The 15,472-nt window shown below is 36.1% G+C and carries 10 protein-coding genes; 8 read left to right on the plus strand and 2 right to left on the minus strand.

Features of this window, described 5'->3' with window-relative positions; genetic code table 11:
* Positions 1 to 1,124: 1,124 nt before the first annotated feature.
* A complete protein-coding gene (locus G7Y57_RS11520; RefSeq protein ID WP_165024109.1) occupies positions 1,125 to 2,603 on the minus strand; it encodes a Gfo/Idh/MocA family protein in 1,479 nt (492 codons plus the stop codon).
* A gap of 11 nt (positions 2,604 to 2,614) precedes the next feature.
* Positions 2,615 to 3,403: a DUF1080 domain-containing protein gene (locus G7Y57_RS11525; RefSeq protein WP_165024112.1), complete on the minus strand. Its 789-nt coding sequence runs from the start codon at positions 3,401 to 3,403 to the stop codon at positions 2,615 to 2,617.
* A gap of 652 nt (positions 3,404 to 4,055) precedes the next feature.
* Between G7Y57_RS11525 and G7Y57_RS11530 the strand changes: the two genes are divergently transcribed.
* The 8 genes from G7Y57_RS11530 (at position 4,056) to G7Y57_RS11565 (ending at position 15,409) form a co-directional block, all read left to right on the plus strand.
* The gene (locus G7Y57_RS11530) at positions 4,056 to 5,348 is read left to right on the plus strand and encodes a TolC family protein (protein WP_165024114.1); all 1,293 of its coding nucleotides are present in this window, start codon (positions 4,056 to 4,058) and stop codon (positions 5,346 to 5,348) included.
* 4 nt (positions 5,349 to 5,352) lie between these two features.
* Complete coding sequence (locus G7Y57_RS11535; RefSeq protein WP_165024117.1) at positions 5,353 to 6,447, plus strand: efflux RND transporter periplasmic adaptor subunit; 1,095 nt, start codon at positions 5,353 to 5,355, stop codon at positions 6,445 to 6,447.
* Between the two features lie 96 nt (positions 6,448 to 6,543).
* Positions 6,544 to 9,648 carry an efflux RND transporter permease subunit gene (locus G7Y57_RS11540; RefSeq protein ID WP_165024119.1) on the plus strand — a complete coding sequence of 1,035 codons (3,105 nt, stop codon included), beginning with the start codon at positions 6,544 to 6,546 and terminating at the stop codon, positions 9,646 to 9,648.
* Positions 9,649 to 9,689: 41 nt separating this feature from the next.
* Positions 9,690 to 10,373, plus strand: coding sequence for a response regulator transcription factor (locus G7Y57_RS11545; RefSeq protein ID WP_165024121.1), 684 nt, complete (start codon positions 9,690 to 9,692; stop codon positions 10,371 to 10,373).
* The gene (locus G7Y57_RS11550; protein WP_165024124.1) at positions 10,370 to 11,734 is read left to right on the plus strand and encodes a sensor histidine kinase; all 1,365 of its coding nucleotides are present in this window, start codon (positions 10,370 to 10,372) and stop codon (positions 11,732 to 11,734) included. The genes G7Y57_RS11545 and G7Y57_RS11550 overlap by 4 nt, the downstream gene beginning before the upstream one ends.
* The gene (locus G7Y57_RS11555; RefSeq protein WP_165024126.1) at positions 11,731 to 12,276 is read left to right on the plus strand and encodes a DNA-3-methyladenine glycosylase I; all 546 of its coding nucleotides are present in this window, start codon (positions 11,731 to 11,733) and stop codon (positions 12,274 to 12,276) included. The genes G7Y57_RS11550 and G7Y57_RS11555 overlap by 4 nt, the downstream gene beginning before the upstream one ends.
* 89 nt (positions 12,277 to 12,365) lie before the next feature.
* Positions 12,366 to 13,025 carry an alpha/beta fold hydrolase gene (locus tag G7Y57_RS11560; RefSeq protein ID WP_165024129.1) on the plus strand — a complete coding sequence of 220 codons (660 nt, stop codon included), beginning with the start codon at positions 12,366 to 12,368 and terminating at the stop codon, positions 13,023 to 13,025.
* Between the two features lie 98 nt (positions 13,026 to 13,123).
* Positions 13,124 to 15,409 carry a glycosyl hydrolase gene (locus G7Y57_RS11565; RefSeq protein WP_165024132.1) on the plus strand — a complete coding sequence of 762 codons (2,286 nt, stop codon included), beginning with the start codon at positions 13,124 to 13,126 and terminating at the stop codon, positions 15,407 to 15,409.
* Positions 15,410 to 15,472: the final 63 nt, after the last annotated feature.

A 15,472-nucleotide genomic window follows, 5' to 3' on the forward strand; every position in this document is an offset into this window, starting at 1 on the left:
GAGTTAACTAGTATTATTCTTGTTTCATCCGATATAGACGAGCGCGCAAATGCGCGAGTTATAGAGGCTTTGATATTTGATAATGAGCCAAAGAAAGGCGATAATTTCGCCACGTTCTTATAGCTGTTTAAATAGTATTTAAATGCTATTTAATTAGCGTTATTGTATTCTATTTGTGTGTGCGATTGGTTTTTCAATCGCACACACATTACTTTTTTTTGTACTTTTCATTTGGAAAATGTGTATTTTTCATTTTCGCGATTATAAACTTATTCAAAATAACAATAGTTACTAATCAATAATTATTTTGAAATGTATTTTTCATTATTGTTATATTATGAAATTATATACTATTATTATTGCATAATAATTTTATAATATGCAAATATGAAGGTATTTATTTAAATATTTCAGAAGCCTCTTAAGATCAAAGTCTATTCTTCTTTGGTTGCATTATTAGAAGATAATGATATCAGTGTTATTGGAGCTAGTAAATCTAAATTGGAAAAGCATAATTTCAATCAGTTTGACTATCTAAACAGTCATGTTATTATTTCTAAGAAAGAAACTCAATCTACTGGAGATATCAGAAGAAAGAATAATTTAAACCAATTATAGATATTTCAGATAAATAACTTATATTTGTATTGGTGTATTTGATAAAGGATATTGTATCCGTAGCAATGGCGAAATGTTAAAGTTTCGCCATTTGTGTTTTTTAACATTGTAACCGTGGTTACACTATCGGTTACAAAATATGTAACCGACTTGGTTACATTCGCTCATAGTTCGGTAACACTTCGCATAAAAAAGAGACCCACTCTCATAGGTCTCATATAGTCTTCTTTGGTTTCTTACCTCATTACAGTCCACTGTACACGCAAACTTCGCATATTTCGCACGTATTTACGTCATTCGACTTCATATCTCACTCAAACGTATTCATTTTCTTGGCGACCGATTATAGTTGCGTTTGGCGTTTGCGTTTGTGTATGTGCTAGTTAAGTGTTACAAGTCCGTTCTGTACGTCTCCATTTGGGATTATGCCCCTCAATATTAAGAATTTACAAAAAGAAAGAGCCGAAAATAGAAAAGTGTTTCTCGGCTCTTCAACTAACTACCATTTAAGGCATGGATGGCAACGACCATCCTTCTCTATATGTATGTTTTATATACTCGGCTGCTGCCGTTTGTGCGTTGAAGGTTGTGAATTTTACATCGGAGTTTGGATGACCATCGATTATTTCAAATTCATTTTTAGAAATTATCTTCAATTCTTCATCTGGCGAGATATTAGTAAATGTCATATTTGGTCCATCCCATCTTAATACTTTATTTAATCCTTGAAGACGAATAGCCAAGACTCCTAAGAGTACCATTTCGTTGAACGGTCCTGCATAAGCAAAGTTGGCACTTGTCTCCACTCTATTCTCCGGCGATTCTTTACAAGCCCTGATCCAGTCCTGCTCATGAAAGCCATCGAAATAGCCGGTAGCATTAGGTACACGCCTTAGTTTTTGTGGTACATTCGGAGTTCTACCCGATAATAAACGAGGATTGAAGCCACCGCAATCACATAATAATGTGTCTTTCGATCCGACAAATAGACAACCACCTAAACCATCGCGCATCAGATCAATTCCATCCGGTAATAAGTCGGGACGATTAGGTAATAAACCACCATCATACCAGTGAACGGCTACTTCTGGCAGTGCAACCTTTGCTAAATTGTCGCGTGCCGGAAAGCGGAATTCAACTTTTTCTGATTGAGGAGGTGATTCAACATTTATTAAAGAAGAGCTTCCTTGTACTCTGTCAGGGTAGCCTAATTTTAATGCCTGATATACAGGGTCGAGCACATGGCATGCCATATCTCCGAACGCCCCTGTTCCAAAATCCCACCATCCTCGCCAGTTCCATGGTGTATATACAGGATTGTATGGACGAAATGGTGCAGGACCTATAAATAAATCCCAATCGAGATGGCTCGGTACCTTAACAGTTTCTCTAGGTCGTTCCAGCCCTTGAGGCCAAAGAGGGCGGTTAGTCCATGCATGGACCTCCTTCACCTCTCCTATTTCTCCGTTCCATATCCATTCGCATACCTGACGAACTCCGTCTCCCGAATTCCCCTGATGCCCCATCTGTGTTGCAACTTTATGTTTTGCAGCGAGGCGTGTAAGCAATCGGCTTTCGTATACAGAATGAGTTAATGGCTTTTGGCAATATACATGTTTATCCATCGTTAAAGCTGTAGCAGCAATAGTAGCATGTGTGTGGTCGGGAGTCGAAATCATGATACCATCAATATCTTTACCCAGCTCGTCGAACATAAGACGCCAATCTTTATATCGCTTGGCTTTGGGGAAATCATTAAAACAATTTGCTGCATATTTCCAATCCACATCGCACAAGCCTATAATATTCTCAGTATTCATACCAACTAAGTTGGGGTGTCCTTTGCCTCCGATACCAATACCAACTATATTCAGTTTATCGCTAGGCGCTTTATAGCCCAATCCGCTAATAACTTTTGATGGAAATATAGAAAGACCAGCAACAGCCAGAGCCGATTTCTTGATAAAATCTCTTCTTGATTTCATGGTTATATTATTTAAAGTTCTTTAATCATTATATTTCTATACCAAACCTTGGTTCCATGATTCTGCAAAGAGATATGCCCCTCATCATATTTGCCATAGTCGGGAAAATCCGACCATTTACCACTGTTTCGTAAGGCTGTCCACTCATCCGAATACTTTGTATATTTCACGACAACAACACCATTTAGTATCTGTGTAACATCATTACCATCTACAACCAGCATCAATTGATTCCATTCGCCAAGCGGCTTATATGGTTTCTCCATTGGTGCATACATAGCATAGTTGGCACCATTAATTTGTGAATCTTCTAAAGGATCGGGCCAATCCTGATGATCTATTACCTGAAATTCAGGCCCTGTTTCATACGCAAATGTATATTTTGGATCTTCTTTTACTTGGAAAAGTACGCCACTATTTGCTCCTTTAGTTAGTTTGTATTCAACCGACAGTGCAAATTTTTTATATTCCTTATCCGTAATAAGATCTTGTTCTTCATTGCCACCAACGCTTTTCATAGTGAGACAATTATCTTCTACAGCCCAACAGTCGGGCACTCCCTGCTGATTGTAGCCATGCCATCCATTACTCGTTTTTCCATCAAAAAGTATTTGCCAGCCTTTAGACTTCTCAACTTCGGATAGTGAATTTGGTTCTGATGAGCGATCTATCTCACCATATAATGTCAAAGGATCTGTTACGATGTCTTGTCCTGATACTCCTTGTTTTGTCTTGTTATTACATGCAAGAAACTGTAATACGATTAGTGAGGATATCAAAATATAAGATATGTTTTTCATAATACATTCATTTAATTATCAATATTATTATATTCCAGACTTTTTTTAAACCACGAAGTCGTCTTGACTTTTCAAAAGATTTTCTTTTTGTTTGTTTTTTACTCTCTTTGTCATGCTGAACGATAGTGAAGCATCTCATAACCGAGATCCTTCGTTCCTCAGGATGACAAAATAATACGAAAAACAAAAAGTCAAGACGACTTCCTCCTCTAACAAATATAAATCTAAATAGTACAATATGTAATATCAATTCTAGTAAAGTTTCTTTCTTTCCAGATTTACCAATTGTATTGCAATTTTAGGTATTAGTTAGGTAGTAACAAATTTACATAATAGCAATGATGAAAAAATAGATAAATCTTGCACAAACAATGGATTATTATTGCTAATTCAATTTATATTAAAAACCCGTATTTAGATAGGGCAAGTTAAGCATAGATTTAACAAATAATGGAGTATTATACTTTTATATTTCATTATCAAAAGAATGAACAATAATTCTATAATTCTTATTCTATAATTGTATTCATATATATTCCAAAAGTATTAATATAAACTCTTCAAACATTTCTAATCTATTTCTAATGTAGTTCTAAAATGCCTGTAATCTATACAAGATACATTTGCAACAGAAAAATATTGATCTCGAAGAATGAAAAAACATCTATTACTATTTGTAAGCTTTTTTATCCTCACTAATTTATTGGCACAAGAAAGGCAAATATTGAGGTTGGCTTCTGAACAAATCGAAGCTTTGTTTCTAGAAAATAATTTACAGCTAATAGCGGAACATCTGAATATTAGTATTGCCGACGCAGAAATTGCACAAGCCAAATTATGGGACAACCCTTCTCTCGAAATTGGGCAGATTAATTTATGGAGTACAGATACTCAACGTGAAGGTGAGAAAGAGGCCATCCCTCCCATATTCGGATCATTTGCGAGAAATACTCAATTCACCATAGAACTTAGCCAGTTGATACAAACAGCTGGTAAACGTGGAAAATTAGTAAACAAAGAAAAAGTATCGAAAGAAATAGCCATTCAGGAATTTGAGGATGTATTGCGAGGACTAAAAGTCGAATTGCGAAAATCGATCAATGAAATAATATATCTACAATCTTACCAAAAGGTTTTAAAATCTCAGGGTGAATCATTCTCTCAACTAATTGAAGGATATAAAAATCAAGTAGCACAAGGTAATATTGCGAAAAGTGAATTACTAAGATTACAATCTTCTCTTCTGGAAATAGAGAATGAATATAATGATTTACAAATAGAAATAAATGAGCAGGAAAAATCGCTTAAAACCTTATTAAATATCGAACCGATTTTAATTATAGAGATACAAGACGTTTGTATTAATGCTAAAAATCCGGATGAAGTATCATTAGCTAACCTATTGGAGCAAGCTTCTGAGTTTCGTCCAGATGTAACTAGACAACGATTGCAAACTAAGTATCACGAAAAATCGCTGGCCTACGAAAAAGCCCAGCGAATTCCAGATCTGGCAGTTAATGCAAACTATGATCGATACGGTGGTGTATGGAAAGATTTCGTTGGATTCGGAGTTAGTTTCGACTTACCCTTTTTCAATCGTAATCAAGGTAATATCAAAGCTGCGAAGATCAATAGAGATCAGAGTCAGTATTTGGCTCAACAACAGCAAAACATGGCTCAACACGAAGTAGTAGAAGCATATAGTAATTATACGATGGCATATAAATTTTATAATAAAATAAATGATAACAACTTGCTTTCCGATATTGATAGCATGCTTGAAATTTACACAAAGAATTTATTGAATAGAAATGTGAGTATGCTCGAATATATCGACTTTATGGATACCTATAAAGCAAATAAAGAAACCATTCTTACAGCACGAAAGAAAGTCAGTACACTTTTCGAAGAACTTCAATATACAGTAGGTACAGAAATAAAATAAAATCATGATAAAAAGATACATTACATCAACATTAATTATATCGGCTATCTTATTTGCGACATCTTGCTCTGGAAATACAGATAAAGAAAACACGAATAATTCGTTAGACATCAATAAGGCATTTTTAAGAAATGTAAAAACAACGACGGCGATATTAAGCGATCAACTCGAGGAACTAACACTCACCGGAAAAGTCGAATATGACCCCGACAATATGATTAATTATGTACCTCTTATCAATGGAGTTGTTGAGCGTTCTTATTTTGCGTTAGGTGATAAGGTGCAGAAAGGACAAACATTGATTGATATTAGAAGTACCGAGCTAAGTTCTTTACAAGCTGAATTAATAACCTTAGAATCGGAAGTAAAAATAGCACAACGGGAGCTGAAAACAGCGCAAGCTATGTTTGAAGATAATATGCTATCGGAAAAAGAATTGATGGAGGCACTAGGAAAAGTCGATCAGGCACAAGCAGCCCTCAATCGTGTTCGGACAGATATGTCATTTTGGGGATCGAATAAGAGTAATGGCTCATTTTCGATAAAGGCGCCAATGTCGGGATATATTATCAATAAGAATGCATCATCAGGAACTCCCGTATCGTCTGATAGTGAACCCCTTTTCTCGATTGCCGACCTAAATACTGTATGGATAACGGTAAATGTATATGCAAGTAATTTATTATTTGTCAAAGAAGGAATGGATGTGAAAATAACGTCCCTCTCCTATCCCGGAGACGTTTTTATAGGGAAGATCAATACTCTGTCACAAGTATTTGATCCTGAAGAAAAAGTACTGAAAGCCAGAATAGTCATGCCTAACAAAGATTTGAAACTCAAACCCGAAATGTCTGTCCTTGTCAAATTAGAGAATAAAACCAATAAACGATTAGTAGCCATTCCATCCGATGCACTAATTTTTGATGCCAATCGCTATTTCGTTGTTGTTGAAGAATCTGCCGACAATTTTAAAATTAAAGAAGTCACTGTTCAAGGGCACAATAAGGATACTAGTTATATAGCATCCGGATTACTGGAAGGAGAATATATCGTAATCAAAAACCAGCTCCTTATCTATTCGGGACTTAAAGAAAATTAATTTCGCCAATAGCCTGTCTAAAGCCAAAACCAGCAACCTAAACTAAGTTTCTCTTCATTGGATACTGTATTTGTTACATTAAAGATCTATTAATCGATGCATAAGTTTGTAGAAAATATTATAGCCTTTGCGCTACGTAATCATATACTTGTTCTTTTTCTTACAGGACTGATGTTTGTTGTAGGAATAGTCTGCTACATCCATACTCCTATTGAGGCTTATCCCGATGTAACAAATACGCGTGTACGGATTATAACACAGTGGCCGGGAAGAAGCGCTGAGGAAATCGAAAAATTCGTTACATTACCCATTATGAGAGAGATGAACACCATACCTCGTAAAAGTGATGTACGATCAACTTCTTTATTTGGGTTATCAGTTGTTACCGTAATTTTCGAAGATGATGTGGATGACTTTTTTGCTCAGCAATATGCATCTAACCGTATGCAAGATCTCGATCTACCCGATGGTGCCGACCCTTCCATCGAGCCTCCTTCGGGAGCAACCGGCGAGATATACCGCTATGTATTGAAGAGTGACTTACCAATTAGAGAGATTGCAGCTATAAATGAATGGGTAATAGAACGCGAACTACTATCTGTACCGGGCGTGGCCAGTATAAATAGTTTTGGAGGCGAAGAAAAAATATTTGAAATAAAAGTCGATCCTACCGAGCTAAATAACTACAACTTATCTCCGCTAGAGGTATATGAAGCAGTATCGAATAGTAATATTAATGTCGGAGGAGACATTATTCAAAAAGGTAGCCAAGCCTTTGTAGTAAGGGGCATTGGACTACTTGAAAGTATAGAGGATATAGAAAATATTCTCATAGAAGTAAAAGGCGGTACACCTATTCGGGTAAAACAAGTCGCATCTGTCAGCATCTCATCCAAACCGAGATTAGGACAAGTTGGTCTTGGCTATCAGGACGATGTTGTACAAGGCATCGTTGTTATGCTACGAGGACAAAATCCGAGTGAAGTAATCAATCACCTAAAAGATAAAATAACCGAATTAAATGAACGGATTTTACCCGAAAACGTAAAAATAGAACCGTTTTTAGATCGCACAACGTTGGTGGATTCTACAGTGCATACAGTAATCAAAAATTTGCTGGAAGGAATCATTTTGGTTTCCATTGTAGTCTTCATATTCTTATTCAACTGGCGGACAACAGTTATTGTTGCGTCTGTGATTCCACTTTCGTTTCTTTTTGCGATCATTATGCTGAGAATACAGGGTTTACCTGCCAATCTTATTTCGATGGGTGCTTTAGATTTCGGGCTTCTGCTCGAAGGCACATTGGTGATTGTCGAAATAGTATTTGTTGCGATGGAAAAACGATCGCTCCAACTTGGCGAACGCTTCACTAAAACATCTAAAAGCGGGCTTATCAAAAAGAGTGCGGGAAGTGTAGCTTCACATATATTCTTTGCTCAAATCATTCTGGTAGTGGCAATGATACCAATTTTCTCTTTCGAGAAAGTGGAAGGTAAAATGTTCTCACCACTCGCATTTACTTTAGGGTATGCACTATTAGGATCTCTTATATTATCACTGACTTATGTACCGGTAGTATGCAAGATATTGTTGAAGAAACCGGTAGTAAGTAAAACTAATTTTATCAGCCGATTCTTCACTGGCACATTATATAAAATATATGAGTTTGCGTCTCGTTACCGCAAAGGTGCTATTATATCGTTCAGTGTATTATTGATCGTTTGCATCGTTCGTTTCTGCTTCTGGGGTACTGAATTTATACCAAGTATGAATGAAGGAGCAATTTATATTCGGGCAACATTGCCTAATAGTATAAATCTTGACGAATCTGTTGAAGTAACCAAACAGATGAAGTCTAAACTCCGAAATTTCGATGAAGTACAATTTGTATTAAGTCAAACGGGAAGACCGAATGATGGAACAGACCCTACAGGCTTTTTCAATATAGAATTTCATGCCCAGCTTAAACCGGAGAAAGAATGGAAACGAAAAGTCAAAAAAGATCAGTTGATAATGCAAATGCAAGACTCTCTCGATATATATCCCGGTGTAATATTTGGTTTCAGTCAGCCCATCCAAGATAATGTAGAAGAATATGTTGCAGGAGTAAAAAGTGCACTCGTCATCAAAATATTCGGAGACGATCTCTTGCAATTGGAAGACCTCGCAGATCAAACTGCGGCAATAATAAAAGATGTGAACGGTGTAGAAGATGTTAATGTGTTTAGAAGTATTGGTTTGCCCGAATTGCAAATAAAGTTAGATGAAGCACGCATGGCTCGTTATGCAGTATCAATGGCTGATGCTCAGGCTGTAGTCGAAATGGCCATAGGAGGAAAAGCTGCAACAAAATTCTATGAAGGAGAGCGCACCTTCGATATACAAGTACGTTTTCAGAAAGAACATCGGGATAATGAAGATAAAATAGGAAACATACTCATTCCTACAATGGACGGGAAATATGTTCCGTTAAAAGAAATAGCCGATATTACGTTTATAACCGGTCCCACATTTGTGTATCGCGACGGTAGCAGCCGCTATATCGGTGTCGGATTCAGTATTCGCGATCGCGATTTAGGATCGACAATAGCAGAAGCCCAGCAAAAAGTAAATCAGAATATACAACTCAAAACTGAAAACAAAATGGTATGGGCAGGTGAGTTCGAAAGTCAACAACGGGCAACAAACCGTCTGATGCTTATCGTTCCCGCAGTATTGCTACTAATATTATTCTTATTGTACCTCAATTTTGGAACAGTAAAAGATACCCTGATTGCTGCAAGTGCTATGCCCTACGCCTTAATAGGAGGATTTATTTCGCTATGGATAACGGGGACAATCTTTGGAATATCGGCCGGAATAGGATTTGTTATTTTATTTGGTATAACGGCAATAGATAGCATTCTGCTGATAGCTTTGATGAAAAACAAAATGCAACAAACCCGTAATCTGCGCGTGGCAATTGACAGTGCTGTGAAAAGTCGGATAAGACCCGTATTGATGATCGCTTTGATGGGATCGATGGGATTACTTCCTGCTGCCTTATCGAGTGGAATGGGATCGGAAATCCAAAAACCATTGGCAATAATGATCGTTGGGGGAATTATTACATGTATGATATTATCATTTACTGTTTTACCACAAGTATTCTATTTTGCATATCGCCGAGATAAGAGATTGAAAAGAGATCAGGATTGATAAATAATCCTTATTTTTATAGTCTAAAAATATAGGAATATATGGAATTACTTCTTGTAGAAGACAATAAGCGAATTAGTGAGTTTGTTGTCAAAGGTCTTGAAGAAAGCGGGTTTTCAGTTGTATTGGCTGAAAATGGAACTGATGCCCGTAGCTTTATTGCCAACAAAGAATGGGATCTGATATTACTGGATATCATGCTTCCTGATATTGACGGTATAGAACTTCTACAATACACCCGCTATAAGAAGATTAATACACCTATTCTGGTAATCAGTGCCTTAAGCGAACCGGAAGATAAGGTAAAAGCCCTCGATTACGGAGCAGATGATTACTTATCAAAACCATTCCATTTCAAAGAATTAATTGCCCGGATCAATGCTCTCACCCGCAGAGCAAAACTCGATTACAACACTCCCTCGGAAATACTTGAATGTGAGGGTCTAAAATTATATATCGATAAACATCGTGTAGAAAGAGACGGAAGAGAAATAAAACTAACTTTTCAGGAATTTAAACTCCTAAAACTATTGATGGAGCACCCTAACAAAGTACTTTCCAGAGCTCAGATACTGGATACAGTCTGGGGTATAAATTATGATACAAACACCAATGTTGTTGATGTTTACATATCATATCTCCGCAATAAAATAGACACAGCAGATGCCACTAAACTGATAGATACGGTAAAAGGCAGAGGCTATTTAATACGAACAAGAGAATGAAAGTACAAACTCGTCTGGCTCTGTTTTGTTCTATTGTATTCGGGGTGATTTTTGCAATTATATCCCTCCTTATTTATGGCTTGTTTTATCAGAATACAGAGAAACAAATATATAACAATCTCAAAAAAACAGCTTACATTTCGGCAATCTTCTATTTAGAAGAGGATGAGCTCAATAGTAAAGATTTCGAAAAGGTAAAGGATCAGTTCGATGAATTCGTTTCAGATGCTTCTTATCAGATATATGATAAAGAGAACAATATTTGTTATGGAACTCAACAACCCAACATACCTGCCGATATTCTAGATAAAATAAGGAACGAAAAATCTCTCTCTTTTAAAACGGATGGGTTTCGATGCTATGGTATCTTTTACGAAGATAACCAAGGAAACTTTGTAGTTATTACAAAAAATAAAGAAGAGGAATTGTCCATGCAAATGAATATCTTATTATGGATACTTTCCGCATCATTTTTTATTGGGCTTATTGCAATTATAGGATTAAGCAGATGGGTTTCGCATGTTGCATACCGTCCATTTCAGAAAGTTATAAACCAAGTAAATAGTATATCGACAAATGATTTAAATGTACAGATCGAATCGCCCGAAACAAAAGATGAGTTACAGGATCTAATTGATACATTTAATAAACTCTTGACCAAAATATCGGAGACTCTCATCATTCAGAAAAATTTTGTCAGTTATGTTTCACACGAATTCAAAACACCTTTAGCATCCATCTTAGGCAATCTCGAGGTCTTTTCTATGAAAGAGCGTACTTCCGAAGAATATATGAATTTATCTAAGAAATTAATTCAGGAAATATATCAGTTGGAAGGGATTTTAGATACCCTTATTATTGTGTCCGATCTCAGAAAAGATTCAGATATAACGACATTAGTAAGAATCGATGAACTGATATGGGAAATAATAAATAAAATAACAGAGCATTATCCAAGCTCAAAAATAAAAGTCAATACAGATATTCAGTCCGAGGACGAACATTTGTTGTCAATCAGTAGAGATAAGACTCAGCTATTTATGTCTTTATTCAATCTGATAGAAAATGGAGTAAAATATTCTCATGGAAATGCAGTCGATATCCATATTTATAAAAATAATGACAATGCTTTATGCCTGTCAATAACTGACTATGGAATTGGGATTCCTCCCGAACAATTGGAGAACATAAGTAAGCCTTTTTACAGAGCCGACAATGCTAATCAGATACAGGGTAGCGGTATAGGCCTTTCTATCGCACTCAGAATACTTGAAAAAAATAACATCAAATATGAGATCATATCTGAATTAAATAAGGGGACAAAAATCACTATAATACTACAAAATACAACATATCTATGACCTATTGTGAATACGTAAATAATTTATCTACCGAAGATACAAATCCCAATATTGATTATCACAATAATCATTACGGATTCCCTATCGATGATGACAATGAGCTTTTTGAACGACTTGTTTTAGAAATAAACCAAGCCGGACTAAGCTGGATAACCATTCTGAAAAAACAGAAGAATTTTCAAAAAGCATACAATAATTTTGATATTCTTACTGTAGCATCTTACGGAGAAAAAGACTGCGAGCGTCTACTTAATGATCCGGGAATTATCCGTAACAAGTTAAAAATAAATGCTGCAATACACAATGCGAATGTAATATTGGAGCTACAAAAAGCACATGGCTCTTTTAAAAATTGGCTCGATATGAATCATCCTCTTACAAAAGATGAATGGGTAAAATTATTTAAGAAAAACTTCAAATTCGTAGGTGGAGAAATTGTCAATGAATTCTTAATGAGTAGTGGTTACCTATCTGGTTCCCACACAGCAGATTGCCCTATTTATCAAAAGATATTAAATGCTAAACCAGCTTGGAATAAATGAAAAATCTAATTTTCCTTAGTTTTCTGTTAATACATATAGTAAATTTACATGCACAAAAGAGTAATACGAAATCTTATAAATACACAAATATGAAAATAGAAGTTAATAATATCACACTGAATTATATTAAAGAAGGTCAAGGTAATCCTCTGATTTTAATGCATGGGAATGGCGAAGATTCTGGCATCTTCAATGAACTGACCGAGAAATTAAAAGAAAACTATACCATATATGCTATTGATAGCCGAAATCATGGTGGCAGCACAAAAACCGAAGATTTTACTTATGAAACAATGGCAGAGGACGTTTATCAATTCATAGAAAAACTCGAACTAAAAAATGTATCTGTAATAGGCTTTAGCGATGGCGCAATCTTAAGTTTGCTATTGGCTATAGACCATGATAATTTATTCCATAAAATGGCGCTTTTGGGTGTGAATTTAAAACCGACAGACTTCAAAACCGATATCTACAATTACTTAGTAGACGAATATGAAAATACAAAAGACCCTTTGATAAAAATGATGCTGGAACAACCAAATATCGAGCTAGAACAATTGAAAGATATACATACGCCCACATTATTGATTGCAGGTGAAGATGACATATATAAAGAAGAAAGCTTTGACGATATTGTAAAAATTATGCCAAATGCGAGATTACAAATAATGAAAGGACACGATCATGGTAGTTATATCATAAATAAAGATATCTTATACCCATATTTAGAAAACTTCTTAAAAGAATGAGACTGAACTAGATAATTTACTATTACGTTTCGACCTTAGAATCAATTTTACATAGCGATTGTAAAAGACAACTGTGTACGACCTTAAAATTTTATATTATGAAAATCAAGAAAAAAAAGATTTTCGGCTGTCTGCTTATTCTGACAGTCGCATTTTGCGCTTATTCGTGCAATAATTCTTCGCTTGACAACAGCTTAAAAGCCGATTTCAAAAATCCGCCAAATAAATATCGCCCGATGCCTTTCTGGCACATCAACGGTAATTTGACAACCGAGGGTATCAATAAGCGTATAACCGAAGCCAGAACTCTATCGGGTTTCGGCGGTGTCACAGTACTTCCAGTCAATCCAAACACTCAATGGCAAACGGGATACCTCTGCCCGGGTACAGAGCCGACCTACCTAAGCGAAGAGTATTTTAATCGATATGCAGACATTCTAAGTATATCTGAAAAACAAGGTATGGAGGTCATTCTATACGACGATATAGATTTCCCGAGCGGCAGCGCCGGAGGAAGGCTACAAAAGGAATATCCTCAATACACAAGAAAGGAACTAAATAAAGATGAATTTTTAATACAAGGAAAACAACTTTTCAAGAAACAAGCGCCAGATACAACATCCTTACTTCTTGCTGTTTCGGCAATGAACACAAAGAGCCTCGAAGTAGTAGATCTTAAGCCATATATGAAAGGTAAGAGTTTAGAATGGAATGTTCCTCTGGGAGAATGGCGTGTAATGTTCTTCTCCTGTAAATATAATACAGCAGATGCGGTCGATTATATGCAGCCTGAAGCCGTTTCGAAAGTGCTGGAAATGACTTACGACCAATATGGTAAAAGATTCGGCAAATATTTTGGGAATGTAATAACCAAAACATTTTATGACGATGTTGGTTTCGTACATCAGGAAAATGTATGGACACCAGCTATAAGCACGATTTTTGAAGAAAAATATGGAAAAAATCCGGCTTTATATTACCCTGCTCTTTATTACGACATCGGTCCCGAAACCCATCAGGCTCGTGTAGCATTTTTCGATATACGTTCCGAACTAATGGCCGAAGGTTATGTCAAATCGGTAGCCGAATGGTCAGCTAAAAATAATTTGAGAAGCATGGGGCATCCGCCTGAAAATTATAGTCCTAATTCGGTCGTAGCCCATGGCGATATCTTAAAATACTATAGACATACCCAAATACCGCTAATGGATGCAATATTCTATTACGGTCGTGGAATACATGGATATAAACAAATAAGTTCGGCCGCCGATTTAGGAGACAAACCAATAGTGGGGGCTGAATTATGTGGAGCATTCCCTGCCGATATGGATTCCCTCACCTTGTATAGAACCGTAATGGATGCAATGGCGCGTGGAGTGAATTTTGCAGTGCCTCACGGCATGTGGTATACAACCGATGCTGACAAAATCCGCATACCTCCACTTATTTCACATGAGAATCCTTTACTTAGAGATTGTTTACCAAACTATAGCGCTTATGTCGGGCGTTCTTGTATGATGTTGCAAGGTGGTAATCGGGTCTCAGATATAGCTTTATTGTGGCCTATAACAGCTATACAAGGTGAAACCTATATAAATAGAGATGCTACATCAGGTCTGCCTGTGGCCAATTGGCTTCCCGAACACGTTAATCATCATGTTTTAAGCAATTTACTAACAAATGATATCCGTAGAGACTTCACATTTGTTCATCCTGAAAATTTATGTAACGGGAAAATCACAAGTAATGGTAAAGAATTGAAACTAAACAATACTACAAATATTCAAAATTTCAAAGTATTGATAATGCCGGGAGGTGATGTGATCTCATTATCGACACTAAAGAGTATAAAACAATACTATGACAATGGTGGTAGTGTTATTGCGACAGCTTCTTTGCCGTTTAAATCTGCTGAATTTAGTGCCGACAGGGAAGTTCAACGCATAATAACAGAATTATTTGGCATTGATCCGAAACTAGGAATTCCATCCGACATATTCAAAACAAATACGAAGGGTGGGCAAATTGCTTTTATCGCAAATACAACACAAGAGAATATGGAAACTACATTTGCTAAGATGAATATATCCGCAGATATTAATTTCGCAGATATACACTCTGACAAAAGTATTGGCTATGTAAATTACATTCATAAACAAAAAGATGGAAAAGACATCTTTTTCTTTACCAACACAACTGACCGTCCATTAGATACATGGGTCGATATTAGAGGATCATTAAATCTGGAAGAATGGAATCCTCATACAGGTTCAATAAAAGAGTGGTCTAAAACTGAATCAATAAAGGATAAGGACGGAAATAAATATACCCGTATCCATTTAGTTTTATCTCCCGTAAGTTCTGTTTTTGCAGTATCGATATAATAGAGAATATAAGAATATTTAGAATAAAGAAGGAGATAGTCTATCGATTATCTCCTTCTTTAT

It is taken from the genome of Dysgonomonas sp. ZJ279, assembly GCF_011039205.1.
In the GTDB taxonomy this organism is placed as follows: Bacteria; Bacteroidota; Bacteroidia; order Bacteroidales; family Dysgonomonadaceae; genus Dysgonomonas.

Coding starts and splice junctions, on each gene's coding strand:
- G7Y57_RS11520 (WP_165024109.1), bottom strand. CDS start 2,603: ATGAAATCAAGAAGAGATTTTATCAAGAAATCGGCTCTGGCTGTTGCT.
- G7Y57_RS11525 (WP_165024112.1), bottom strand. CDS start 3,403: ATGAAAAACATATCTTATATTTTGATATCCTCACTAATCGTATTACAG.
- G7Y57_RS11530 (WP_165024114.1), top strand. CDS start 4,056: ATGAAAAAACATCTATTACTATTTGTAAGCTTTTTTATCCTCACTAAT.
- G7Y57_RS11535 (WP_165024117.1), top strand. CDS start 5,353: ATGATAAAAAGATACATTACATCAACATTAATTATATCGGCTATCTTA.
- G7Y57_RS11540 (WP_165024119.1), top strand. CDS start 6,544: ATGCATAAGTTTGTAGAAAATATTATAGCCTTTGCGCTACGTAATCAT.
- G7Y57_RS11545 (WP_165024121.1), top strand. CDS start 9,690: ATGGAATTACTTCTTGTAGAAGACAATAAGCGAATTAGTGAGTTTGTT.
- G7Y57_RS11550 (WP_165024124.1), top strand. CDS start 10,370: ATGAAAGTACAAACTCGTCTGGCTCTGTTTTGTTCTATTGTATTCGGG.
- G7Y57_RS11555 (WP_165024126.1), top strand. CDS start 11,731: ATGACCTATTGTGAATACGTAAATAATTTATCTACCGAAGATACAAAT.
- G7Y57_RS11560 (WP_165024129.1), top strand. CDS start 12,366: ATGAAAATAGAAGTTAATAATATCACACTGAATTATATTAAAGAAGGT.
- G7Y57_RS11565 (WP_165024132.1), top strand. CDS start 13,124: ATGAAAATCAAGAAAAAAAAGATTTTCGGCTGTCTGCTTATTCTGACA.